The 22711-nt window shown below is 64.4% G+C and carries 22 protein-coding genes; 10 read left to right on the top strand and 12 right to left on the bottom strand.

Features of this window, described 5'->3' with window-relative positions; all coding sequences use genetic code 11:
* Positions 1–9 precede the first annotated feature (9 nt).
* From gmhB to OKW29_RS37835, 3 genes are read left to right on the top strand one after another with little or no spacing between them, the layout of a single operon-like run.
* Positions 10–564, top strand: coding sequence for a D-glycero-beta-D-manno-heptose 1,7-bisphosphate 7-phosphatase (gene gmhB, locus OKW29_RS37845; RefSeq protein WP_429294495.1), 555 nt, complete (start codon positions 10–12; stop codon positions 562–564).
* Positions 565–603: 39 nt separating this feature from the next.
* Complete coding sequence (locus OKW29_RS37840) at positions 604–1362, top strand: lysophospholipid acyltransferase family protein (protein ID WP_429294494.1); 759 nt, start codon at positions 604–606, stop codon at positions 1360–1362.
* Positions 1363–1410: 48 nt separating this feature from the next.
* Entirely contained in the window at positions 1411–2304 is an 894-nt protein-coding gene (locus OKW29_RS37835) for a M48 family metallopeptidase (protein WP_184034589.1), read from the top strand.
* A gap of 9 nt (positions 2305–2313) precedes the next feature.
* Here OKW29_RS37835 and OKW29_RS37830 read toward each other — a convergent pair whose 3' ends face one another.
* From OKW29_RS37830 to OKW29_RS37810, 5 genes are all read right to left on the bottom strand, one after another.
* Positions 2314–3063 carry an IclR family transcriptional regulator gene (locus OKW29_RS37830; protein WP_184067183.1) on the bottom strand — a complete coding sequence of 250 codons (750 nt, stop codon included), beginning with the start codon at positions 3061–3063 and terminating at the stop codon, positions 2314–2316.
* 100 nt (positions 3064–3163) lie between these two features.
* Positions 3164–3916 (bottom strand): amino acid ABC transporter ATP-binding protein, encoded by a 753-nt coding sequence (locus OKW29_RS37825; protein WP_311541738.1) that lies wholly within the window; start codon positions 3914–3916, stop codon positions 3164–3166.
* Positions 3913–4557, bottom strand: coding sequence for an amino acid ABC transporter permease (locus OKW29_RS37820; RefSeq protein WP_187618948.1), 645 nt, complete (start codon positions 4555–4557; stop codon positions 3913–3915). Before OKW29_RS37820 ends, OKW29_RS37825 begins: the two co-directional genes overlap by 4 nt.
* A gap of 21 nt (positions 4558–4578) precedes the next feature.
* The gene (locus tag OKW29_RS37815) at positions 4579–5295 is read right to left on the bottom strand and encodes an amino acid ABC transporter permease (RefSeq protein WP_429294493.1); all 717 of its coding nucleotides are present in this window, start codon (positions 5293–5295) and stop codon (positions 4579–4581) included.
* Between the two features lie 51 nt (positions 5296–5346).
* Positions 5347–6183 (bottom strand): transporter substrate-binding domain-containing protein, encoded by an 837-nt coding sequence (locus OKW29_RS37810; protein WP_184034601.1) that lies wholly within the window; start codon positions 6181–6183, stop codon positions 5347–5349.
* Positions 6184–6534: 351 nt separating this feature from the next.
* Here OKW29_RS37810 and gloA point away from each other — a divergent pair, with 351 nt between their 5' ends.
* Positions 6535–6930 carry a lactoylglutathione lyase gene (gene gloA / locus OKW29_RS37805; RefSeq protein WP_018419422.1) on the top strand — a complete coding sequence of 132 codons (396 nt, stop codon included), beginning with the start codon at positions 6535–6537 and terminating at the stop codon, positions 6928–6930.
* Positions 6931–6990: 60 nt separating this feature from the next.
* Here gloA and OKW29_RS37800 read toward each other — a convergent pair whose 3' ends face one another.
* Positions 6991–7134 carry a hypothetical protein gene (locus OKW29_RS37800; RefSeq protein ID WP_429294492.1) on the bottom strand — a complete coding sequence of 48 codons (144 nt, stop codon included), beginning with the start codon at positions 7132–7134 and terminating at the stop codon, positions 6991–6993.
* Between the two features lie 152 nt (positions 7135–7286).
* On the opposite strand from OKW29_RS37800, the gene OKW29_RS37795 reads away from it, so the two are divergent.
* Positions 7287–8234 (top strand): DMT family transporter, encoded by a 948-nt coding sequence (locus OKW29_RS37795; RefSeq protein ID WP_429294491.1) that lies wholly within the window; start codon positions 7287–7289, stop codon positions 8232–8234.
* 42 nt (positions 8235–8276) lie between these two features.
* On the opposite strand, the gene rsmA is transcribed toward OKW29_RS37795, so the two are convergent.
* The 4 genes from rsmA to OKW29_RS37775 form a co-directional block, all read right to left on the bottom strand.
* Complete coding sequence (gene rsmA, locus OKW29_RS37790) at positions 8277–9119, bottom strand: 16S rRNA (adenine(1518)-N(6)/adenine(1519)-N(6))-dimethyltransferase RsmA (RefSeq protein ID WP_429294490.1); 843 nt, start codon at positions 9117–9119, stop codon at positions 8277–8279.
* 108 nt (positions 9120–9227) lie between these two features.
* The gene (gene pdxA, locus OKW29_RS37785; RefSeq protein ID WP_429294489.1) at positions 9228–10238 is read right to left on the bottom strand and encodes a 4-hydroxythreonine-4-phosphate dehydrogenase PdxA; all 1011 of its coding nucleotides are present in this window, start codon (positions 10236–10238) and stop codon (positions 9228–9230) included.
* Positions 10239–10251: 13 nt separating this feature from the next.
* Positions 10252–11616, bottom strand: a complete 1365-nt coding sequence (locus OKW29_RS37780; protein WP_184067166.1) for a peptidylprolyl isomerase — start codon at positions 11614–11616, stop codon at positions 10252–10254.
* A 65-nt stretch (positions 11617–11681) separates the two neighbouring features.
* Positions 11682–14054, bottom strand: a complete 2373-nt coding sequence (locus OKW29_RS37775; RefSeq protein ID WP_184067163.1) for an LPS-assembly protein LptD — start codon at positions 14052–14054, stop codon at positions 11682–11684.
* A 224-nt stretch (positions 14055–14278) separates the two neighbouring features.
* Here OKW29_RS37775 and OKW29_RS37770 point away from each other — a divergent pair, with 224 nt between their 5' ends.
* Both OKW29_RS37770 and murU read left to right on the top strand, forming a co-directional pair.
* Entirely contained in the window at positions 14279–15346 is a 1068-nt protein-coding gene (locus OKW29_RS37770) for an aminoglycoside phosphotransferase family protein (protein WP_429294488.1), read from the top strand.
* A gap of 3 nt (positions 15347–15349) precedes the next feature.
* On the top strand, positions 15350–16063 hold the full coding sequence (gene murU / locus OKW29_RS37765) for an N-acetylmuramate alpha-1-phosphate uridylyltransferase MurU (RefSeq protein ID WP_429294487.1): 714 nt from the start codon (positions 15350–15352) through the stop codon (positions 16061–16063).
* Between the two features lie 3 nt (positions 16064–16066).
* Here the strand turns inward: murU and OKW29_RS37760 are convergent, their stop codons facing one another.
* Positions 16067–17965 carry an ABCB family ABC transporter ATP-binding protein/permease gene (locus OKW29_RS37760; RefSeq protein WP_429294486.1) on the bottom strand — a complete coding sequence of 633 codons (1899 nt, stop codon included), beginning with the start codon at positions 17963–17965 and terminating at the stop codon, positions 16067–16069.
* 204 nt (positions 17966–18169) lie between these two features.
* Here OKW29_RS37760 and OKW29_RS37755 point away from each other — a divergent pair, with 204 nt between their 5' ends.
* The gene (locus OKW29_RS37755) at positions 18170–18565 is read left to right on the top strand and encodes an acyl-CoA thioesterase (RefSeq protein WP_090803024.1); all 396 of its coding nucleotides are present in this window, start codon (positions 18170–18172) and stop codon (positions 18563–18565) included.
* Between the two features lie 124 nt (positions 18566–18689).
* Positions 18690–19301 carry a glutathione S-transferase family protein gene (locus OKW29_RS37750; RefSeq protein WP_090803022.1) on the top strand — a complete coding sequence of 204 codons (612 nt, stop codon included), beginning with the start codon at positions 18690–18692 and terminating at the stop codon, positions 19299–19301.
* Between the two features lie 61 nt (positions 19302–19362).
* Here OKW29_RS37750 and OKW29_RS37745 read toward each other — a convergent pair whose 3' ends face one another.
* Positions 19363–22563, bottom strand: a complete 3201-nt coding sequence (locus OKW29_RS37745) for a sensor domain-containing protein (protein ID WP_429294485.1) — start codon at positions 22561–22563, stop codon at positions 19363–19365.
* On the opposite strand from OKW29_RS37745, the gene OKW29_RS37740 reads away from it, so the two are divergent.
* Positions 22562–22711 carry a hypothetical protein gene (locus OKW29_RS37740; protein ID WP_429294484.1) on the top strand — a complete coding sequence of 50 codons (150 nt, stop codon included), beginning with the start codon at positions 22562–22564 and terminating at the stop codon, positions 22709–22711. The genes OKW29_RS37745 and OKW29_RS37740 overlap by 2 nt on opposite strands.

Raw genomic sequence — 22711 nt, 5'->3', positions numbered from 1 at the left:
CACCGCGCCATGCCGATCAAGAAAGTGGTGATCCTCGACCGCGACGGTGTGATCAACGTCGACTCCGACGCGTTCATCAAGTCGCCGGACGAATGGGTCGCGCTGCCCGGCTCGCTGGAAGCGATCGCACGCCTGAACCAGGCCGGCTATCGCGTCGCAATCGCGACGAACCAGTCGGGCATCGGCCGCGGTCTGTTCGACATGGATGCGTTGAACGCGATGCATCTGAAGATGCACCGGATGGCGGCAGCGGTCGGCGCGCGCATCGAAGCCGTGTTTTTCTGCCCGCACACGGCGGAAGATCAATGCGAATGCCGCAAGCCGAAGCCCGGCATGCTGAAGATGATCACCGAGCGATTCGAGGTCGATCCGGCGCATACGCCGACGGTCGGCGATTCTCTGCGCGATCTGCAGGCGGGCGCTGCGCTCGGTCACCCGGTGCATCTGGTGCTGACCGGCAAGGGCCGCAAGACCCTCGCCGCGGGCGGCTTGCCCGAAGGCACGATCGTGCACGACGACCTGCGTGCGTTCGCGCTCGACTTTCTCGCCGACGCTCAGGAATAAACGCGCGCACCGCGCTCCCACCCCCCACCGACCACGCCGATGCGCTTTATCCGTTCCCTGCTGCTGCTGATTTATTTCGTTGTGGTCACGGTGCCGTACGCGACCGCGTGCTTCATCGCGTTTCCGTTCCTGCGCGCGGAAAACCGCTACTGGATGGCGGCCGGCTGGTGTCGTCTGACGCTGTGGGCGGTGCGCTACCTGAACGGCATCCGCTACCGCATCGAAGGTTTCGAGAATCTGCCCAAGGGCCCGGCCGTGCTGCTGTCGAAGCATCAGTCGGCGTGGGAAACGCTCGCGTTTCCGGCGCTCATGCCGCGCCCGCTGTGCTACGTGTTCAAGCGCGAGCTCTTGTATGTGCCGTTCTTCGGCTGGGCGCTCGGCATGCTGAAGATGGTTCACATCAACCGCAAGGAAGGCAAATACGCGTTCAAATCGGTCACGAACCAGGGCAAGGCCCGCATGGCCGAAGGCGCATGGGTCATCATGTTTCCGGAAGGCACGCGCACGCCGACCGGCAAGCAGGGCAAGTACAAGACCGGCGGCGCGCGCTTCGCGATCGCGACCGGTGCGCCCGTCGTGCCGATCGCGCACAACGCGGGCCGCGTGTGGCCGCGCAACTCGTTTCTTAAATATCCGGGTATAGTCACGGTGTCGATTGGCAAGCCGATCGACACGACGGGGCTCACGCCCGACGAAGTGAACACGCGCGTCGAGCAGTGGATCGAAGCCGAGATGCGCCGCATCGATCCGACTGCCTACAGCGCGGCGGCTAACGATTCCGCCGCCGCGCCCATCTGACGCGCCACGCCCTCGAACTCCGAAGGCGTATTGCGCGAAGCGAAGCCGATGCAGAAGTCTCCTACGCCGCAGCCCGCCGCGGCGCTCGAAAACCGGCAGCTCGATCTCCCGCTCTTCGCCGAGCCGGGGTCGACGTCGTCGTCTCCTTCACCTTCCGCGCCGGGTTCATCTGGCTCAGCGCCGGCCCGGCCGCCCGTCGCGCCGCTCGCGCCGGACGGCAGCAAGCTGCGCAGTCTCGCCATCGGTTCACGCACGCTGCATTACGCGCTCAAGCGTTCCGCGCGCCGCTCGATCGGCTTTGCGATCGACAGCACCGGCCTCACGATCACCGCGCCGCGCTGGGTCACGCTCGCCGATATCGAAACCGCGATCACCGAAAAACAGCGTTGGATTTTTACGAAACTGATCGAATGGCAAACGCGCGTCGAGCAGCGTGCATTGCCGAAGATCGACTGGCAAGACGGCGCCGAAGTGCCCTACCTCGGTCAGCCGGTGCGCGTGACGCTCGGCGCGCCGCAAGGCATGCTCGCGTTCAGCGCCGAGCACGGCGCGCTGCAATTGCCGCTGCCGTTGCAAGCCGACCCGCAGCAGATCAAGGATCGCGTGCAGGGCTGGCTGCAAGGAGAAGCGAAGCGGCTGTTCGGCGAGCGTCTGGCGATCTACGCGCAGAAGCTGGGCGTCAACTATCGCGCGTATGCGTTGTCTTCGGCGGCGACGCGCTGGGGCAGTTGTTCGAGCGACGGCAAAATCCGCCTGAACTGGCGGCTCATCCACTTTCCGCTGTCGATCATCGACTACGTCGTCGCGCACGAGCTGTCGCATCTGCGCGAGATGAATCACAGTCCGCGCTTCTGGCAGACGGTCGAATCGATTTTTCCGGAATTTCGCGAGGCGCGACAGACACTGAAGTCGCATCCGCCGGAGCTGTTGCCGACGCTTTGAGGCCGGGCGCTATCTATGCGAGAGCGCTTTCGCGGACTGCAACAGATCGTCGAGCATCACGCCGCGCCTGTCCGGGCTCGTGTCGCGGCCGGTCATGAAACACAGCGCCGCAATCGGCAGTCCCGCACGGTCGCGAATCGGCGCTGCCATACAAAGCCTGAACGCATTCGAGAGTCCTTCGGTGCAGCAGTAGCCTCGTTCTTTTGCGGCCTGCACGTCGTTCAGGAATTCGTCGAATTCGATATTCACCCCGTTGTCGAGGATGAAATCTTCGGCCGGAATGAGCGCGCGAATCTCGTCGGCATTCAGGTGACCTAGCAGCAGACGTCCCGTGGCGGTCCACGGAATCGGCACTCTCACGCCGATGTCCGAACTGATGTTGAATGGCCGGGCACTGTTCTCGGATAACACGACCGTGTACTTGTTGCCTTCCAGCATGCACAGCTGCGTGGTCTCGTCGTACTTCCGTACCAATGCCAGAATGGATTGATGCGCGCGGCTAATCAGATCGTTGTGCGTTGCATAGTCGGACCCGTAGTAGTGCATCTCGCGCCCGAAGAACACGCTCCCATCCGCGGCCGTCTCGAGCCAGCCCACTTCCGCGAGAATCGCGACCAGCTCGTAAATGCTCGAACGCGGCGCGCCGGTCGCCTCGATTAATTCGCGCATGGTCAGCGGGCGTTGGGCGACGTGCAATTGCCGGAACATCGCGATGACGCGATCCACGCCTCTCGCCCGAGACGATTCGGTTACAGCCATGCGTTCACTCCGTAAAGCGTTCATCCGACCGGTTGTCTTTCAAGCGACGCGAGTTTATCGCGCGGCAGACCCGCGAAAGCGACTTTGAGGCCACGACAGATCAATGGTCGAGGACTCTGTGCAGAAATTGCCGCGTGCGTTCGTTCGCGGGATTGACGAAGATCTGTTCCGGATCGCCCTGCTCGGCGATGACGCCCTTGTCCATGAAGACGACGCGGTCGGCGGTCTTGCGGGCAAAGCCCATTTCATGCGTGACGACGACCATCGTCATGCCGTCGCGCGCGAGCCCACGCATCACCTCGGTGACCTCGCCGACCAGCTCCGGATCCAGCGCGGACGTCGCCTCGTCGAAGAACATGATGCCGGGCTCGACCGCGAGCGCTCGCGCAATTGCCACGCGTTGCTGCTGACCGCCCGACAACTGGCTTGGATAGTGTGCCGCGCGGTCCGCGAGCCCGACACGGTCGAGTGTGTCCATGGCGCGCTTGCGCGCGTCGTCCGGACTCATGCGGCGTGCCTTGATAAGCGCGAGCGTGACATTGCCGAGCGCGGTCTTGTGAGGAAACAGATTGAACTGCTGGAAGACCATGCCGACATGGCCACGAATCTCTCGCGCTCGGCGCGGATCATGCATGGGCACATCGTTGACCCAGACCTCGCCGGAATCGGTGGTCTCCAATCCCGCCATGATTCGCAAGACCGTGCTCTTACCCGAGCCGGACGCGCCAATGAGCACCAGCACCTCGCCAGAGCGAACCTCGAGATTGATTTCGTTCAACACCCGAGTCGAACCGAATGCTTTGCTGACACCCGTCAGTGAAATGATGGGTCTGATTTGGCTTTGGTTACTCACGACAATCTCCTGCGGTCATGGTGGCGCACCCATTGCGAGAGCGGGAAGCACACGGCGAAGTAAATGAGGGCGACGAGTCCGTAGATTTCCACGGGCTTTCCGACCCGGTCGACGATGGCCTGGCCACCATGCATCAACTCGGACATTCCGATCATGCTGACGATCGACGTGTCCTTGATGAGCGACAGATACTGACCGACGAGAGGCGGCAACACGATCTTTCCCGTCTGAGGCAGCACGACGAACGAGAACGACTGAGCCCGCGTGAGGCCGAGGATCTGAGATACCTCCCATTGACCTTTGGGTACCGCCTCGATCCCTGAGCGGAAGATTTCGGCGATGTAAGCGCCCTGATAGACGCTCAAGCCGATGACGCCGGCTGCGAAGACGTCGATCGCGTAACCGAAGTACGACACGCCGAAATAGATGAACATCAGCGTGATGAGTACCGGCGTGCCGCGAAACAGCTCCGTATAGAGTCTGGCAATGCGGGCTGTGCCCCACGGTCCGAACGACCGCAAGACCGCGGCGAACAGGCCGATCAGCGTGCTGCCCACGATGGACGCAATGGAAAGCAACAGCGTCGTCACCAGACCCTGCAGCAGGATGGAGAAACTGGTTTTCAGCAATTCGACTGACATGATCCAACTCCAATCCGGGAATCAGGCCCGTTTCGTCCGGCGCATAAAGCCGGTCCCGAAACCGGTGCGCGCCGGCATGACGAGGGGAGGATGAAAGATCCGCGCTCCGAGCTGGCCCGCAAGCCAGGACAGTACGTTACTGAGCACGAGATACGCGACGAGCGTCACGCTGAACGTCTGAAGGTAGAGAAGCGTCCGCGAGTTGATCACGGTCGCAGTGCCGGTCAACTCCGGCAACGCAATGGCGGACAGCAGCGACGTACCGAGCAGCAACTGGATCAGGTAGTTGACGATGGCCGGATAGACCGCGCGCGTCGCCTGCGGTAGCACGACCTCGACGAAGATCTGCGCGCGTTCGAGACCGAGAATGCCGGCGGCCTCGAGTTGGCCGCGCGGCACCGACTGTATGCCGGCGCGGAACACTTCCGATAGATAAGCACCGACGTTGACGCCGAGCGCAATGACGCCCGCCCAGTATGCGTCGAGCGAAATACCCGCCGACGGCAGACCGAAGAAAACGATGAAAATCTGCAGGAGAACGGGCGTGTTGCGGATGATTTCAACGTAGCCGCGAGCAATCAACCGAAATGGCGCGAGCGGAGAAACGCTGGCAAGCGCGGTCACCAAGCCGAGGACTAGCGCCAGTACGAATGCCAGCACGGTCACTTGCAACGTCAGCCAGCTCGCGCTCAAAAACTCGGGCACGTAGCCCCACAGAGTGAGCCACTCGTAACTCATCTCACCCTCCGCATCGTTCGGGTTTCAATAGATATCGGCATCTCCCGCTCCTCAAAACTGCGGATTGAGCGGGTAGCGCGGATCGGTGCCGAACCACTTGTTGTAGAGCTGCGCGTTGAGCTTCGACGCATTGACGTTGAAGAGGAACAGATTCAGGTAGTTGAGCCATTCCTGATCGCCGGCCTTGACACCGAACGCGTTGTATTCGAGCGGGACCAGCGCTTCGTTCGTGACGGCAAGTTCAGGATCGAGCTTGGCCTGATACGCGAGAAAGTTGTTGTCCTCGATCATCGCGTCGGCCTGCCCCTGCTTGACGGCAAGAATCGCGGCCTGCGAGCTGTCGTATTCCTGGATCTTGATCGGGATATTCAGCGAGCGCACTTCGTCGCCATTGGTCGAGCCCTTGACCGTCGCAATCGTGCGACCGCCCATGTCCTTGATCGACTGAACGCCGCTATTTTTTCTGACCAGCAGTGCTTCGCTGGCAACCACGTAGGGGGTCGTGAATTCGATTACCTTCGCGCGCTCCAGATTACGCGTGAAGTTGCAGAACACGACATCCACTTTGCTGGTCTGCAGATTCGGAATCCGGTTCGCGCTCGTCGTATTCACGACCTCGAGCTTCACGCCCATCTGCTTCGCGAGTTCCTTCGCGAGGTCCACGTCATAGCCGTCTGGTTGGCCGTCCTTGTTATAGAACCCGAACGGCGCGAACGTCAGGCAGTCGCCGACGCGCAGCGTGCCTCGCTGCAGCACGGCCTGAAGCGTCGAGGGGGATGCCGCTGCGCTCTGCCCTGGCGTGGCAACCTTGGTGCAGCCGGTGATGGCGAGCAATCCAGCAACAGCGAACAGAAAGGCGGCTTGGGCGCCTCGTTTGGCAAGCTTCATGGCAGGGTCCTAAGCGGAGAAGGGTGGTCCGGAGCGGACGAATCGGCTTCAGCGCCTGTCTGCACGCTCAACGAATTGCCGGGTCACGCATCGATTGTCCGATATATCAGACTGCTATCTGACGAACCGGATTGATGCTGAGTGTTGGACACTAATATCAAACCGGCAACCGCACACAAACCCTTATTGCCCATACTTTTTTGTTCAAATAGATCCGATCGAATTCCACGATGCGCATCGAGTCCGCAGTGCGCCGGGCGGGCGGCGCGGCTTCAAGCTCAAGCTATACGGCAATCATTTACAATTGCCGCAGGTCGACGCATTTATCGACAAACTATCAAAGGAGTCCTCATGCGAATCTTGCATACCATGCTTCGAGTCGGTGATCTGGACGCATCGATCCGGTTCTACACCGAAGTTCTAGGAATGCGCCTGCTTCGAAAGAACGACTACCCGGACGGGAAGTTCACCCTCGCATTCGTCGGTTACGAGGACGAATCCGAAGGCGCGGCGATCGAACTGACGTACAACTGGGACACGAGCAAGTACGACCTCGGAACCGGCTACGGTCACATCGCCCTCGAAGTCGACGACGCCTATGCGGCATGCGAAGAAGTGAAGAAACGCGGCGGTGTCGTTACACGCGAAGCTGGGCCCATGAAACACGGCACGACTGTCATCGCCTTCGTCGCCGATCCGGACGGGTACAAGATCGAGCTGATACAGAAGAAGGGGCGAGTCGACTGAACGTCCGGTGGCGGGCACGAGTCGCGCTGTCAGCCAGAACGATGAAAACACAGCCCGGCTTCACGTTGCACCGGGCGAATTGACGCCGGGCGAATTCGCCCGGAAATCTTGCCTCGTGCCGACGCCATCAAAAAACGCCGACGACTGACGCTCGGCGTTGCCCGCAAGAAAATCAGGCAACTCAGACGCATCAACGACCGGCATCCGAGCGCGCCCGCCGAAATCCCTACGGCTCGGCGCACGCTCGCAGAAGACAGGGCGTCGGCTCGCGCAGGCAGGTTTGCTATCGTATGGCCTTCGCCGCGCACCGGACCGACCGGCTCGCCGTGCACTCTCCACCTCTTCACCACACCGCCATGAGCACGACCACCGCCTCGCCCGCGCGCCGCGCCCCGGATAGCTTCGCGATCCTGTTGATGATCGGCCTGTGCGCAATCTGGGGGCTGCAGCAAGTCGCGATCAAGACCACCAATGCGGCGGTGCCGCCGGTCTTTCAGGCGGGGCTGCGCTCGACGATCGCGGCGCTGCTCGTGTGGGCATGGGCACGCTCGCGCGGCACGCCGCTCTTTCGCGATGACGGCACGCTCGGCGCGGGCCTGCTCGCGGGCGTGCTGTTCGCGGCCGAGTTCGTCTGCATCTTTCTCGGCCTGACGCTGACGAGCGCGTCGCGCATGGCGGTCTTTCTGTACACGGCGCCGTGTTTCACGGCACTCGGCCTGCACTGGTTCGTCGATGGCGAACGCATGCGGCGCATCCAGTGGCTCGGCATTGTCGTCGCGTTCGCGGGGATGGCGCTCGCGTTCGCGGACGGCTTCCTGCACACGGACGCGGGCACGGCTGCAAGCGCGGCGCACGGCTCGACGCTCGCGGGCGCGGCCGGCGATGCGCTCGGCGTGCTCGGCGGCGTCGCGTGGGCCGCGACCACGGTGATCGTGCGCGGCTCGAGGCTCGCGCGGACGAGCGCGAGCAAGACGCTGTTCTATCAGCTGACTGTGTCGGCGGTGGTGCTGCTCGCGCTGGCGCTGGGGCTCGGCGAGGTGCGCGTTGAAAGCGTGACGCCGCTCGCGCTCGCGAGCCTCGCGTATCAAGCCGTGATCGTCGCGTTCGTCAGCTATCTGTTGTGGTTCTGGCTGTTGACGCGTTACATCGCGTCGAGGCTGTCGGTGTTTTCGTTTCTGACGCCGCTGTTCGGCGTCACCTTCGGCGTGCTGCTGCTCGGCGAGTCGTTCAGCGCGCGCTTTCTGATCGCCGCGCTGCTGGTGCTGACCGGCATCGCGCTCGTCAACGCGCCGGCGAAACGGTAAGCGGGCTCCATGGCGGCGCCCTGCCGCCGTCGAGCGTCGAGTCTATTCCGGCGCAGCGGCCGAGCGCGCCGCCATCGCCTGCGCCACACTCACGTATTCGGCGACCGGCACGTCCTCCGCGCGGCGTTGCAGATCGAAGCCGAGCGCGTCGAAATCGACGGTGTCGCGCAGCGCGGCAAGCGTGTTGCGCAACATCTTGCGACGCTGCGAGAACGCCGCCGTCACCACCCCGCCGAGCACGCTTTCGTCGACCACCGGCAGTTCGTGCCGCTCGTACGGAATCATCCGCACGATCGCCGAATCGACCTTCGGCGGCGGCTGGAACGACTCGGGCGGCACATCGAGCTGCTTGTCGATCACGTAGCGGTACTGCAGCATCACCGACAGGCGACTGAACGCCTTCGTGCCCGGCTCCGCCACCATCCGCTCGACCACCTCGTTCTGCAGCATGAAGTGCTGATCGATCACGCGCTCCGCGAACGTCGCCAGATGAAACAGCAGCGGGCTCGAAATGTTGTACGGCAGATTGCCGACGATGCGCAGCGACGCCTTGTCGCCCGGTGCCGCGAGCGAGCCGAAGTCGAATTCGAGCGCGTCGCCCGCGTGCAGTTCGAGCAGGTTGCCGAACTTCGTCTTCAGACGGCCGATCAGATCGCGGTCGAGTTCGACCGCGTGCAGCGGCGTCTCGGGCGTCGCGAGCCGCTCGATCAGCGGCTCGGTCAGCGCGCCGAGGCCCGGCCCGATCTCGACCATGCGCTCGCCGCGCTGCGGCCGGATCACGTCGACGATCGAATCGATCACGCCCATGTCGACCAGGAAGTTCTGACCGAAACGCTTGCGTGCGAGATGGCCCTGGTGCCGGCCTTGCTGTCTGCTGGTGGACATCGGAGAAACGCTAGAAAGAAAACTGCTTGAGAATGAAAGACGTCACGCTGGAAACACGACGCCACGCGGCGCGTCACGAGCACCGCGACCGCCCACGCTATCCGCGCCTCAGCCCGCGCGACGATGCTGCGCCATCGACACCGCCGTGTCGATCGCGGCCATCAGGCTACCCGCGTCGGCGCGGCCGGTGCCGGCCAGATCGAGCGCGGTGCCGTGATCGACCGACGTGCGGATGATCGGCAGGCCGAGCGTCACGTTGATCCCTTCGCCGAACGTCGCGAATTTCAGCACCGGCAGGCCCTGGTCGTGGAACATCGCGAGCACGCAGTCGGCTTCGTCGAGATAACGCGGCTGGAACAGCGTGTCGGCCGGATACGGACCGCGCGCGTCGACGCCCTCGCCGTTCACCTGCTGCAACGCCGGCGTGATCACGTCGATTTCCTCGCGGCCCAGATAGCCGTTTTCGCCAGCGTGCGGATTGAGCCCCGTCACGAGGATGCGCGGCGCGGGCAAGCCGAAGTGGTGACGCAGGTCGTGATCGATGATGCGCAGCGTTGCAACGAGGCTTTCGATCGTCAAAGCCGCCGACACGTCCTTCAACGGCAGATGCGTGGTCGCAAGCGCGACGCGCAGCGGCCGCTTGCCGGTGCCCGCGAGCATCATCACGACGCGCGGCGTATGGGTGCGCTCGGCCAGATATTCGGTGTGGCCGGTAAACGGCACACCGGCGTCGTTGATCGTGCTTTTTTGCAGCGGCGCGGTGACGATCGCGTCGAACCTGCCGGCCACCGCGCCGTCGATCGCCGCATCGAGCAGATCGAGCACGTAGCGGCCGTTCGCGGCGTCGAGCTTGCCTGCCTGCGCTGGTGCGCCAAGCGAGTGATGTTCGAGCCGCACGCGCGGGCCTGGCGCGAGCAGCGCGGCCCAATCGACGCCGACCGCGCGCGCGCGCTCAGCGAGCAGTTGCGCATCACCGAGCACGGTGAACTGCGCGTGAGGCCAGTGCGCCGCCGCGCCGGCCAGCGCCTGCGCGGTCAGCTCGGGACCGACGCCGGCGGGCTCGCCGGTCGTGATCGCGATCTGCAGCGGGCGGTGGGTGGGCTGGGTAGCGCTCGTCATCGCATTGGCTCTGTTATTGCACGTTCGCCGTGGCCGGTTTCACTTCGACGTACGCGGTATCGCGCAGCTCGCGCAGCCAGTCGGCATACGCCTGTTCCGCCTTGCGCTGGCCGATGGCCTGACGCGCGAGATCCATCTGCTGCGCAATCGAGCCTTGCGCATCGCGGCGGCCGAGCACCTGAATCAGGTGGTAGCCGTATTCGCTGCGCACCGGCTCGCTGATCTGACCGTCCTGCAGCGAGTTCATTGCGCGCTCGAACTCGGGCACCGTCTCGCCCGGGCTGACCCAGCCGAGGTCACCGCCTTGCGACGACGAGCCGTCCTGCGAGTAGGTGCGCGCGAACTTCGCGAAGTCGCCGCCGGCGGCGATCTGGTTGCGGATGTCGAGCAGCTTCTGGCGTGCCTGCGGTTCGGACAGACCGTCGCCGACGCGCAGCAGAATATGGCGCACGTGCGTCTGCACGAGCTTCGGCGCGTCCGCGCTGGTGCCCTGGCCGGCACGGCGCTCGACCAGACGCACGATCTCGAAGCCGTCGTTGGTGCGGATCAGATCCGGATTGATCTCACCCGGACGCAGTGCCGACGCGGCCTTCACGAACTCGGGCGGCAGCTTCGACGGCGCGAGGAAGCCGAGATCGCCGCCGTTCTTCGACGCGTCCGGCGCCTGCGAATTGGCTTTCGCGAGCTTTTCGAAATCCGCGCCGCCCTTCGCTTCGGCGAGCAAACCCTCGGCCTTCTTCTGCGCCGCCTCGATGTCGGTTTCGGACGCGTTCAGCGGCGCCTTCACGAAAATGTGCTGGACGTGCAGGTCGTTCGTCTGGCCGGCGCCCGGGCCGCGCTGGCTGGCGATATAGTTCGCGACCTCGGCGTCCGTCACCGTGATCTTGCTGTCCACTTCCTTCTCGCGCAGACGCGACAGCGTCAGCTCCGTGCGCGCGTCGCTCGAGAAGGTGGTCCAGGGCACGCCTTGCGCCTCGATGCGCGCGCGGTACATGGCGAGCGACATGTTGTTCGCCTGCGCGAGACGCTCGAGCGTGCGCTGCACGGCCGCGTCGTCGATGGTGATGCCGTCTTCCTTGGCCTTCTGCAGCTGGATGCGCTCGAGCACCATCTGCGTGAGCACCTGCTGGCGCAACTGGTCCGTCGGCGGCACCGGAGCGTTCTGCTGGTTCAGCCGGTGCGCGATCAGACCGACCCGCTCGTCGAGCTCGCGCTGCGTGATGACACCGTTGTTGACCACTGCGGCGATGGTGTCCACCGTCTGGCCGCTATTGCCGCCCAATGCCTGCGCCTGTACCGACGCGACTGGAACGAAGGACGCCGCGGCGACAAGACCCGCCGCGAGTATTGCCAAGCGAAGCTGTTTCATGATTGCCACAGATACTCCAATGATGTCGGGCGCTTCGCCCGTCTTTTCGCAAGCCGTGAATGACCGGGCGAGCGTCATTCGTAGTTGGTGAACCGCGACTCCGGCGGTGGCGGTGGCGGCAACGGCATGTAGCCGGCCACACTGCTGCGGAACGCGGTCATCAGCCCGTTGTCGACGCTCGACAAGCCCTTGAACGTCAACTGCGCCAGAAACCGTGTGCTCGACTGATTCTGTCCCGACGAGTTCAGGCCGTTCGCGTAGCGCTGGATGCCGGCGCCGAGCGTCCAGCAGTCCGCGTCGTATTGCAGGCCGACCAGGCCGTCGACGATACGGTGGCCACCCAGGTCGTAGTTGAACCGGCCGACACCGTACATCCGGTGCGTCAGCGGCCATTGGCCCGAAATCAGCACCTGATTGATCGGCTGGTTGTCGAGCGTGGTGTTGGCGCGCGTGTAGCGGTACGCGACGTTGATGACCTTGCCGCTCGCCGGACTGAACCCGAAGCCGACACTCGTCTTCGTGAGCTGGTTATTGTCCGCATTATATTGGAACGCCGTTTCCGAAGCGAAACCGGCGCCCAGCTTGATCGACGCGCCCGCGATCAGGTCCGAGTGCGTGGCCTGGGTACTGGTCTGGGTCGGCGTCAGCGTGACGCGCTGATCCCGGAAGTAATACTGCTGCGCGATCACGAAGCGCGCGCGCTCGTCGCCGGTGGACGGGTTGATGAAGCGCGTGGTGAGACCGGCGGTCAGGCGGTTCGCGTCGGCGATCCGGTCGTTACCGACGAACGTATTCGGCGTGAAGATTTCCGCTAGACCGAAGTCGGATTCGGCGGTATCGAACAGCGGCGCGTTGTTCTGGTTGCGGTACGGCGTGTACACGTAGTACAGGCGCGGCTCCAGCGTCTGGATATAGTCCGCGCCGAAAATGCGCACCGAGCGCTCGAACGTCAGTCCCGTGTCGAACGTGAAGGTCGGAATCGACTCGGTGAAATTCTTCTGCGCCCCCGGCACGTTCGCCAGATCGGTGCCGATGTTGTTCAGGTTGTACGACGCAAAGTGCCACTGCACCTTCGGCGTGACGAAGTAGCCCGGCCCCACCACCGAATACGACAGGTACGGGTTGAACACTACCCGCTGGCCTTCGCTCAGATCCGCGGTGGTGATGCGGAAGTTCGTGTAGTCGGCTTCGGCGCCGAAGTCGAAGCCGCCGATGTTGTACTTCGCGTACTTGACGTTCAACTGCGGCTGGCGGCCGTACGGCGCGACCGACGGCTCCAGCGTCTGCCAGTGCTGCTCGCGCGCGAGCACGGACCACGGTCCGTTGTTGTAGGTCAACCCGGCTTCCTGCTGATACAGGAGCTGGGTGCCGTTCATGAACTGGTTGACCGACGACGACAGGTCTTCCGGATACGTGTTGTCCGAAACCTTGTTGTAATAGATGTAGCCGCCGAAGCCGTTACCGAAATTCTGGTTGTGCTGGATGTACAGCGCGTAGCGGTTGGTCTTCGTCAGGCGATCGTCGGGCAGAAATTCACCGGTGATCGACCCGGAATACGTCGGCGACAGATAGCGGAACGTGCTCTGCAACTGCACACCGCGCTTCGAGATCAGACGCGGCGTGACCGTCAGATCGCGATTCGGCGCGATGTTGAAGTAATACGGCACCGACAGCTCGAAACCGTTCGTCGAGCTCAGCGAGAACGTGGGCGGCAACAGGCCGCTGCGCCGATCGCCCGACAGCGGGAACGACAGCCACGGCGACGCGAACACCGGCACGCCCTGGAAGAACAGCACGCTGTTGTAGGCGACGCCTTCGTCCGCGCCGGTGTCGAAATCGAACTCGCTGCCCTTGATGTACCAGGCCGGATTGTCCGTGCACGCGCAGGCCGTGTAGGTGCCCTTCGTGAACACGGAGCGCTCCGCGTCGAGCAGGTCGACGCGCTGCGCGCTGCCCGAGCCGCCCGTCAGCGTGAAGTGGTACTTCGGCGCGGTCATGAAGCCTTCGGTCGAATCGACGCGCAGATGCGCTTCGGGTCCGATGAAGGTATTGCCGGTATTGATCACGTGGACATTGCCGTACGCATCGGCCATGTCCGTGTCCTGATCGTAGTGCAGGGCGTCGGCCTTGATCACGGACGTGTTGTGCCGCACTTCCGCCGAGCCCTTGGCGGCCAGATCCTGGTCGATCGTGCCGCTCGCGTGGTCGCCGAGCACGAAGGTGGCCGGCCGCTGGCCCGTTTGCAACGGATGATCCTCGAGCTGCGGCGCAAGCTGCATGCCCCACGGCGGGTAGACCGCCTGCGGTTGCGCAGCTTCCCCCACCAGCTGGGCGTGCGCAAGCGCGGGCATCAGGCCCGGAACGGCGATCAGCGCCGCGACGAGCCGCCTTTTGCGCGGCACTGCTGCACAGGAAGGAGTGGTATCGGAAAGCTGTCTGGGCGGCATGTATCGTTTGGCGAGTCGACCCGTGCGCAAGCTTCCGTCGTCACGATCCACCGCCTGCACACCGCGACCGTTAAAGTCGGCTGCACGTCTGGATTCCCAATTTGCCGAGTGATAAGGCGGGCGGTGAAACGGAGCACGCGAAAGCTGGCGTGTGAGTCGCGTCAAAAAAGTCGTGGGGTATTATATGGCAAGACGTTGTCCCCAAGAATTTGCCGCCGCTTTTCATGACGCCGCCTTCCACCCAAGATTTCACCGACACCCGTCTCTCCCTGCTCAAGGCCTGGCTGCAAGGCCACGCGGCGCGCCATGCGCTCGAGCCCGACACCCTCGTTCCGGCCTCGTCCGACGCCAGTTTCCGTCGTTATTTCCGGCTCGCCGGTAAGGCGGCGCAAGGCAACGGCGCGGCCACGCTGATCGCCGTCGACGCGCCGCCGCCCGAAAAATGCCGCGAATTCGCACAGATCGCGCAATTGCTCGCCGCCGCCGGCGTGCACGTGCCGCGCGTGCTCGAGGTCGACTTCGACGCGGGCTTCATACTCGTCACCGATCTCGGCACCGCGTCGTATCTGGGCGCGCTGACCGACGCGCAGGCCGCGGGCGACACGCGCGCGGCTCGCGCGCTGATGCGCGACGCGCTCGACGCGCTGATTCGCTGGCAGCTCAGCTCGCGCGAAGACGTGCTGCCGCCGTTCGACGAAGCGTTCCTGCACCGCGAGATGGAGCTGATGCCCGAGTGGTTCATCGGCCGGCACCTTGGCCGCGAGGTCGATGCCGCCACGCGCGCGCTGCTCGATCGCACGTTCGCGCTGCTGATCGCAAGCGCGCGCGCGCAGCCGCAAAGCTTCATGCTGCGCGATTTCATGCCGCGCAATCTGATGATCGCCGAGCCGAACCCAGGCGTGCTCGACTTCCAGGACGCGGTGTACGGGCCGATCACTTACGACGTCGTGTCGCTGCTGCGCGACGCGTTCCTCAGCTGGGACGAGGAGTTCGAGCTCGACTGCTTCGCGTACTACTGGGAGCGCGCCAAAAAAGCCGGCCTGCCGGTCGATGCCGATTTCGGCGAGTTCTACCGCCAGCTCGAATGGATGGGGCTGCAGCGGCACATCAAGGTGCTCGGCCTGTTCTGCCGCATCAACTACCGCGACGGCAAGGCGCATTACATGAACGACCTGCCGCGCTTTATCGGCTATGCACGCAAGGTGGCGGAGCGTTACGCGCCGCTGCGCGGGTTCGCGAAACTGCTCGACGACCTCGACGGCCGCGCGCAGGAAATCGGCTACACCTTCTGACCGATGACGATGTCCGTAAAGAAAGCGATGATTTTCGCCGCGGGCCGCGGCGAGCGCATGCGTCCGTTGACTGACGCGTGCCCGAAGCCCTTGCTCGAAGTGGGCGGCAAGCCGCTGATCGTATGGCAGATCGAACGGCTCGCGCGGGCCGGCATCCGTAGCATCGTGATCAATCATGCGTGGCTCGGCGCGCAGCTCGAAGCCGCGCTCGGCGACGGTTCGCGCTGGCAGGTCGAGTTGCGCTATTCGCCCGAGCACGAGGCGCTGGAGACCGCCGGCGGCATCGCGCAGGCGCTGCCGCTACTGACCGACGAGGGCGCGGATCAGTTGTTCGTCGCGGTGGCCGGCGACGTGTACACCGAGTACGACTACACCGTGCTGCATGCGCACGCCGGCGCGCTGAAGGCGCTGCCCGAGCCCGGCATGCATCTGGTGATGGTGCCGAATCCGGGATTTCACCCAAACGGCGACTTTGGTCTCGTCGATGGCGTGCTGTCGCTCGACGCGCAGCCGCGCCTCACGTTCGGCAGTTTCGGTCTGTACGACACGCGCATGTTCCGCGATCTGCCGCGCGGCACGCGGCGCGCGCTGAGCCCGTATTACCGCGCGACCATCGCGCGTGGGCTCGCGAGCGGCGAGCTGTACGAAGGCTTGTGGGGGAACATCGGCACCCAGGCGCAGCTGGAAGCGCTCGATCGGCTGCTGCGCGCGCGCTGAGCTTTACTTCGCCGGGCTCTCACCTGCCCCGACTGCTTCCGCTCTTTCCACCGCATCCGTGGTGTGCGCGGCGCGCTGCTGCAGCGCCCACATCTGCGCGAACAAACCGTTCGCGCGCAACAGCTCCGCGTGCGTGCCGCGCTCGACGATGCGCCCTTTGTCCATCACGATGATCTGCTGCGCGTGCACGACCGTCGACAGCCGGTGCGCGATGATCAGCGTCGTGCGTTCGCGCGCGATCAGGTCGAGCTCATGCTGGATCGCGCGCTCGGAGCGTGAATCGAGCGCGGACGTCGCTTCGTCGAACAACAGGATCGGCGGATTCTTGAGTATGGTCCGCGCGATCGCGACGCGCTGCTTTTCGCCGCCGGACAGCTTGAGCCCGCGCTCGCCGACCGGCGTGCCGTAGCCCTTCGGCAGACTCTCGATGAACTCGTGGATATGCGCGGCGCGCGCCGCCGCGATCACTTCGTCGCGCGTCGCCGACGGTCGACCGTACGCGATGTTGTAGTAGATCGAGTCGTTGAACAGCACCGTGTCCTGCGGCACGATGCCGATCGACGCGCGCAGCGAATCCTGCGTGACGTCGCGAATATCCTGCCCGTCGATGCGAATCGCGCCGCCCGTCGCGCGGTCGAGATCGTAGAAGCGGAACAGCAGCCGCGCGAGCGTCGACTTGCCCGAGCCGCTGTGGCCGACCACCGCCGTCGTCGTGCCGGCCGCGATCGTGAAGCTCACGCCGTGCAGAATCTGCCGCGAAGGCTCGTACGCGAAGCTCACGTCGTCGAAGCGCACCTGCGCGCCGCTCACTTGCAAAGCCACCGCATTGGGCGCGTCGGGCACTTCCCGCGGTGCGCCGAGCAGCGAGAACATGCGGTCCATGTCGGTCAGGCTCTGCTTCAGCTCGCGATAGACCACGCCGAGAAAATTCAACGGAATATACAGCTGCAGCATGAACGTGTTGATCAGCACCAGGTCGCCGAGCGTCAGACGCCCGGCCATCACGCCCTGGGTCGCGCGCCACAGGATGAACACGAGCCCCGTGCCGATGATCGCCTGCTGCCCGAAGTTCAGCGCCGACAGCGACCGCTGCGACTTGATCGCCGCCGCGCGATAGCGCTTCAGGTTCTCGTCGTAGCGGCTCGCTTCCCACTCCTCGTTGCCGAAGTACTTGACGGTCTCGTAGTTGAGCAGCGAGTCGATCGCGCGCGAATTCGCCTTCGAATCGAGCTCGTTCATCGTGCGGCGATAGTGCGTGCGCCACTCGGTGACCTTCACCGTGAACGCGATGTACACCGCGAGCGCGACGAACGTGACGATCGCGTAATAGGCCTCGTATTTGACGACGAAAAAGCCGAGCACGAGACCGACTTCGACGAGCGTCGGCAGGATGCTGTACAGCGAATAGGAAATCAGCTGCGTGATGCCGCGCGTGCCGCGTTCGATATCACGCGACATGCCGCCCGTCTGCCGCTCCAGATGAAAGCGCAGCGACAGTCCGTGCAGATGGCGGAATACTTTCAGCGCGAGTTGGCGCACCGCGCTTTCCGTGACTTTCGAAAACAGGATTTCGCGCAGCTCGGTGAAAAACGACGTGGACAGCCGCACCACCGCATACGCGACCACCAGCAAGCCGACGCCGCCGAGCAGCACGATGCCGGGCGCGTCCTGCGCGCGGCCGAGCGCGGTCAGATGCCGGACCGACGCGAGACTGTCGACGATGCGCTTCATCACGATCGGCACGCCGAGGTTCGCGACCTTCGCGCCGATCAGGCAGCTGAGCGCGAAGCCGACTCGCCATTTGTAGGTGGCAAGGTATGGCAGCAGCGACAGGATCGTTTGCCAGTCGTTGCGGGGTGCGGTGGAAATCGGCGAGGGTTCGGACGAAGGAGCGCGGCGCATAAATCGTGGGGAGAGTGTGGAGCTGCCGGAGTTCGCAGCGGCGCGCGGCGCGCGCTTCGCTGGGTGCTTTCCCGTACAATTCCTGATCTTTCCATTGTCGCAGAAGCCGACTGGCGGCGCTTTGCATGGCCTACTGTCGAACTGGCCCAGCCATTGCGTCAATGCGCGTCAATACACTCGAACACGTTTCCCAAGGATGTCCCGATGACCGATCTTCTTCAGCTTCCGTCCAAGCCGTGCGCGCTGCGCGTCATGCCGCAGCCATCGGACGCGAACATTCATGGCGACGTGTTCGGCGGCTGGATCATGGCGCAGGTCGACATCGCCGGCTCGATTCCGGCAAGCCGTCGCGCGAACGGGCGGGTCGCGACGATCGCGGTTAATTCTTTCCTGTTCAAGCAACCGGTGTTCGTCGGCGATCTGCTGAGCTTTTACGCGGATATCGTGAAGACCGGCAATACGTCGGTGACAGTGTCGGTCGAGGTCTACGCGCAGCGGTTGAGGCTCTCGCAGGAAGTCGTCAAGGTCACGGAAGCGATCCTCACCTACGTCGCCACCGACAGCGACCGCCGTCCGCGCGCGCTGCCCGCGCTGGACTGAGCCGGCGAGGATGCTTAAGCTAGCGATTCCACGCGTCACGCGCCGCGCCACCCGCTAGCCGTTCCAGCCGATCAGCGCACGAGGCCCGGGGCGCCCCCATAGTCGCTCTTCTCATGGAAACGAGATGAAACTGATCGGAATGCTCGACTCGCCCTACGTGCGGCGCGTCGCCATCTGCATGAAGCTGCTCGCGCTCGATTTCGAACACGAGTCGATTTCGGTTTTCCGCACCTACGACCAGTTCGCGAAGATCAACCCGGTCGTCAAGGCGCCGACGCTCGTCGCCGACAACGGCGCGATCCTGATGGACTCGACGGTGATCCTGCAGTATCTGGCAACGCTCGCCGGCCCCACCCCGCTGTTCCCGACGCAGGCCGACGCGGCGTTGCGCGCCGCGCGTCTGACGGGTCTCGCGCTCGCCGCGTGCGAAAAGAGCGTGCAGATCGTCTACGAGCGCAATCTGCGGCCTCAGGAGAAGCAGCATGAACCGTGGGTCGAGCGCGTGCGCGCGCAACTGCTCGCCGCCTATGCCGAACTCGAACGCGAGTTGGGCGAAGGGCCGCTGCCCGACACGCAACAGCAGTTCAGTGCGGCGGACGTGGCCGTCGCCGTAGCCTGGCAGTTCACGCACATGATGCTGCCGGAGGCGGTCAGCAAGGCCGATCATCCGCGGCTCGAGAAGTTTTCCGCGTTCGCGGAAAGCCTGCCGGTGTTCAAGGACACGCCGGCTCAGTGACCGGCGTTGGACGCGGCACGCGGCGACACGCGGCGACACCCGTCGCCGCGTCACGCTCCCCTCACGCCGGCTCCAGCTCCGGCACCAACCCGCCGTGCAGCAGTTCGGAAATCGCTTCCGTCGATAGCGGCTTCGCGAAATAGAAGCCCTGCATTTCGTCGCACGCGCGTTCCTTCAGGAAGTCGAGTTGCGCCGACGTTTCCACGCCCTCGGCGATCACCTGCAACTTCAGCGAATGGGCGAGCGCGATGATCGCCGACGTGATCGTCTCATCGTCGCCCGATACGCCGATATCCGACACGAACGAGCGGTCGATCTTCAAGCGGTCCACCGGGAAGCGCTTCAGATAGCTGAGGCTCGAATAGCCGGTGCCGAAGTCGTCGATCGCGAGACCGATGCCGAGCGCGTGCAGTTCGTTGAGCATCGACACCGCTTCTTCCGCGTTGCGCATGATCGTGCTTTCGGTCAGCTCGAGTTCGAGGTACTTCGGTTCGAGTCCGGTCTCGTCGAGCACCTGCATCACGAGCTTCGCGATGTCACGCTGCTGGAACACCCGCGCCGACAGATTCACCGACACGCGCGCCGGCGGCAAGCCCTGATCCTGCCACGCCTTGTTCTGCCGGCACGCCTCGCGCAGCACCCACTCCGACAGCGGCCCGATCAGCCCGCTTTCCTCGGCGAGCGGAATGAACGACGACGGCAGCACGAGCCCGACCTCGGGATCGTGCCAGCGCACCAGCGCCTCGATGCCGACGATCTGTCCGCTGCCGATATCGACCTGCGGCTGATAGTGCAGCAGGAACTCGTTGTCGCGCAGCGCGCGGCGCAGGCGTCGTTCGAGATTCAGGCGCGCGCCCGCGCTCGCGTTCATCTCCGGCTGATAGAACTGGAACGTGTTGCGCCCCATGTCCTTCGCGCGATACATCGCGACGTCGGCCTTCTTCATCAGCGTTTCGGCATCCTCGCCGTCCTGCGGGAACAGGCTCGCGCCCATGCTGCAGCCGACGTACAGCTCGGTGCCGTCGAGCCACACCGGCTCGGCGATCGACGCGCGCACGCGCTCCATCCACGTGATCAGCGATTGCTCGTCGACGGTGTCGGTCATCACGATCACGAACTCGTCGCCGCCGTGACGCGCAACCGTGTCGCTGGTGCGCGAGCAGCGCGCGAGCCGTTCGGCGACCACGCCGAGCAGCCGGTCGCCGACGCTATGGCCGAGGCTGTCGTTGACGTTCTTGAAGCCGTCGAGATCGAGGAACACGACCGCGACGCCCGAATGATGCCGCTGCGCGACGACGAGCGCATGTTCGAGCCGGTCGCGCAGCAGGTTGCGGTTCGGCAGCCGCGTAAGGCCGTCGTAGTTGGCCTGGTATTCGAGCTGCTCCTGATAGCGGATCAGCTCGGTCACGTCGTTGATGACGCCGATATGATGGGTGATCACGCCTTCCGCGTTCGGCACCGGCGCGATGAACAGCTGATTCCAGAACAGCGCGCCGTCCTTGCGATAGTTGCGCACCACCGCGCTGACCTCGCGATTCGCCGCGAGCGCCTCGCGGATCAACGCGACGCCTTCCTGGTCACGGTCGTCGCGTTGCAGCACGCGGCAGTCGTGGCCGATCACCTCGGCGGGATCGTAGCCGGTGATGCGCATGAACGCCGGATTCACGTATTCGATCAGATTGCCCGACGGCGACGGCGCGGTAATCAGGATCGCGTTGACGCTCGCGTCGAGCGCCCGGCTTTGCAGACGCAGCGCGAGATCGGCGCGCTTGCGCTCGGTGATGTCGGTGTACGAGCCGAGCACGCCGATCACCTGACCGCCGCCGTCGGTGAAGGGCAGCTTGCTCGTGACCGTCGTGCGGTGCACGCCGTCGATCACGAAGTCGACCTCGAAGTTCATCTTGGGCACGCCGGTGCTCACGACTTCGCGATCGTGCTCGGTCAACAGGTCGGCGAACGCGCGCCACGCCAGGTCAGCGTCGCTCTTGCCGACCACCTGTTCGGGATACGCGAGCCCCGCATCGCGCGCGAATGCCATGTTGCAGCCGAGATAGCGCGAGTTCAGGTCCTTCCAGAAGATGCGCTGCGGAATGTTGTCGATCACCGCTTCGAGCATCTGATTCGAGCGCTGCGCTTCGGCTTCGGCGTTGATCTGGTCGGTCACGTCGTCCGCCAGCACGAACGAGGCGTCGCGGCCCATGAAGTTCAGTGCGTGATAGGACACGTTGACGCTGAGGATCGAGCCGTCCTTGCGCCGATGCCGCCAGATGCCCGCCATCGTGTGGCTCTGGCGGAGGTCGGCGCTACGCTGCAGGTGCGTCTCCAGTCGGCCGATTTCCGAGTTCGGGCGGATCGCGCGGATCGTCATGCCGAGAAACTCGTCTTCCGTGTAGCCGTATTGCTGGATCGCGGCCTTGTTGACGGCGAGAAAGCACAGCGTGTCGCGATCGAAGATGTACATCGGCACGGTGTGATCGTCGAACAGGCTGCGAAAACGCTCGTCGTTGCGCACCAGCGCGCGGGCGCTGCGCAGTTTTTCGCGCGCGCTGTTCTCGCGCACGCCGAACGTGAGGAACAGCAGCACGCTGCCGGTGAGCATCGTCACGAGCAGCACGAACATCGCGCGCTCGCTGTCGCTCGCCGATGCCGCGAGCGAGATCTGCAACGAGCGGTTTTCCTCGCTGCGCAACGTGGCGAGCGCGGCTTCGACACGCTCTAGCGCGGGGGCAAGATGCGAGTTCGACGGCGCAGGGTCGAGGGATGCCTCGGGTGGCGCGTCGAGGGGGGCCGCCCCTGGTGCTTCGGTCGATGCCGCGTGCGCCACGCCCGACGCCGCCCCCGACGCCGCGCTTGCCGCTCCGGGCAGGTCACTCGCCTGGTTGCGCAGCGTGTCCTCGAGATCGTGCTGCAACGCGTGCCGCGCCGCGCTCAGGCTGGCGAGCGCCCCCGCCATGTACGGCTCGCTCGCGAGCTCGTCGCGCAGTGATTGCTCGCGGCTCGCGAGTGTGTTCGTCATCGAAGCGGCCGCGTCGGGCGGCACCGGCTTGCCCGATTCTTTCAGGCGGTGCAGAGCGGCGAGCGCGTTATCGAGCGCGGCGTGATACGCATCGAGGTTCTGGCGCACGCTGGTCGAGCGCGCGAGGCGCGCATCGGCGTCGCGCTGCCCGCGAATCTGCGTGTACGCGACGAACGCGTTTGCACCGACCGCGACGACCACGACCACGATATTGATCAGCAGTCGCTTCGATAGAAAAGGATTCATGGATTCCGAACGTCAATCGTTCCGAGAGCGGGAGAGCGCGCTCGCTGCCGGTGCGTCGGGCCGCATCGATGCAAGTCTTTTACGCGCCATCCTTTGGATATCGGCAGCGATCGGAAGCGGGTTGAGGGTCGGCGTGAAAAAAATCTGA

Source organism: Paraburkholderia sp. CI3 (genome assembly GCF_050436505.1).
In the GTDB taxonomy this organism is placed as follows: domain Bacteria; phylum Pseudomonadota; class Gammaproteobacteria; order Burkholderiales; family Burkholderiaceae; genus Paraburkholderia; species Paraburkholderia tuberum.
The sequence above is the reverse complement of the archived record's forward strand: the minus strand, read 5'-3'. Positions and strand labels throughout refer to the sequence as shown.

What these genes read in the sequence shown, in the direction of transcription:
- OKW29_RS37840 (WP_429294494.1), top strand. Translation starts at nt 604, where the DNA reads ATGCGCTTTATCCGTTCCCTGCTGCTGCTGATTTATTTCGTTGTGGTC.
- OKW29_RS37800 (WP_429294492.1), bottom strand. Translation starts at nt 7,134, where the DNA reads ATGCCGGTCGTTGATGCGTCTGAGTTGCCTGATTTTCTTGCGGGCAAC.
- OKW29_RS37760 (WP_429294486.1), bottom strand. Translation starts at nt 17,965, where the DNA reads ATGCGCCGCGCTCCTTCGTCCGAACCCTCGCCGATTTCCACCGCACCC.
- rsmA (WP_429294490.1), bottom strand. Translation starts at nt 9,119, where the DNA reads ATGTCCACCAGCAGACAGCAAGGCCGGCACCAGGGCCATCTCGCACGC.
- OKW29_RS37770 (WP_429294488.1), top strand. Translation starts at nt 14,279, where the DNA reads ATGACGCCGCCTTCCACCCAAGATTTCACCGACACCCGTCTCTCCCTG.
- gloA (WP_018419422.1), top strand. Translation starts at nt 6,535, where the DNA reads ATGCGAATCTTGCATACCATGCTTCGAGTCGGTGATCTGGACGCATCG.
- OKW29_RS37820 (WP_187618948.1), bottom strand. Translation starts at nt 4,557, where the DNA reads ATGTCAGTCGAATTGCTGAAAACCAGTTTCTCCATCCTGCTGCAGGGT.
- OKW29_RS37810 (WP_184034601.1), bottom strand. Translation starts at nt 6,183, where the DNA reads ATGAAGCTTGCCAAACGAGGCGCCCAAGCCGCCTTTCTGTTCGCTGTT.
- OKW29_RS37815 (WP_429294493.1), bottom strand. Translation starts at nt 5,295, where the DNA reads ATGAGTTACGAGTGGCTCACTCTGTGGGGCTACGTGCCCGAGTTTTTG.
- OKW29_RS37755 (WP_090803024.1), top strand. Translation starts at nt 18,170, where the DNA reads ATGACCGATCTTCTTCAGCTTCCGTCCAAGCCGTGCGCGCTGCGCGTC.
- OKW29_RS37775 (WP_184067163.1), bottom strand. Translation starts at nt 14,054, where the DNA reads ATGCCGCCCAGACAGCTTTCCGATACCACTCCTTCCTGTGCAGCAGTG.
- pdxA (WP_429294489.1), bottom strand. Translation starts at nt 10,238, where the DNA reads ATGACGAGCGCTACCCAGCCCACCCACCGCCCGCTGCAGATCGCGATC.
- OKW29_RS37830 (WP_184067183.1), bottom strand. Translation starts at nt 3,063, where the DNA reads ATGGCTGTAACCGAATCGTCTCGGGCGAGAGGCGTGGATCGCGTCATC.
- murU (WP_429294487.1), top strand. Translation starts at nt 15,350, where the DNA reads ATGACGATGTCCGTAAAGAAAGCGATGATTTTCGCCGCGGGCCGCGGC.
- OKW29_RS37740 (WP_429294484.1), top strand. Translation starts at nt 22,562, where the DNA reads ATGGATTCCGAACGTCAATCGTTCCGAGAGCGGGAGAGCGCGCTCGCT.
- OKW29_RS37750 (WP_090803022.1), top strand. Translation starts at nt 18,690, where the DNA reads ATGAAACTGATCGGAATGCTCGACTCGCCCTACGTGCGGCGCGTCGCC.
- OKW29_RS37835 (WP_184034589.1), top strand. Translation starts at nt 1,411, where the DNA reads ATGCAGAAGTCTCCTACGCCGCAGCCCGCCGCGGCGCTCGAAAACCGG.
- OKW29_RS37745 (WP_429294485.1), bottom strand. Translation starts at nt 22,563, where the DNA reads ATGAATCCTTTTCTATCGAAGCGACTGCTGATCAATATCGTGGTCGTG.
- gmhB (WP_429294495.1), top strand. Translation starts at nt 10, where the DNA reads ATGCCGATCAAGAAAGTGGTGATCCTCGACCGCGACGGTGTGATCAAC.
- OKW29_RS37795 (WP_429294491.1), top strand. Translation starts at nt 7,287, where the DNA reads ATGAGCACGACCACCGCCTCGCCCGCGCGCCGCGCCCCGGATAGCTTC.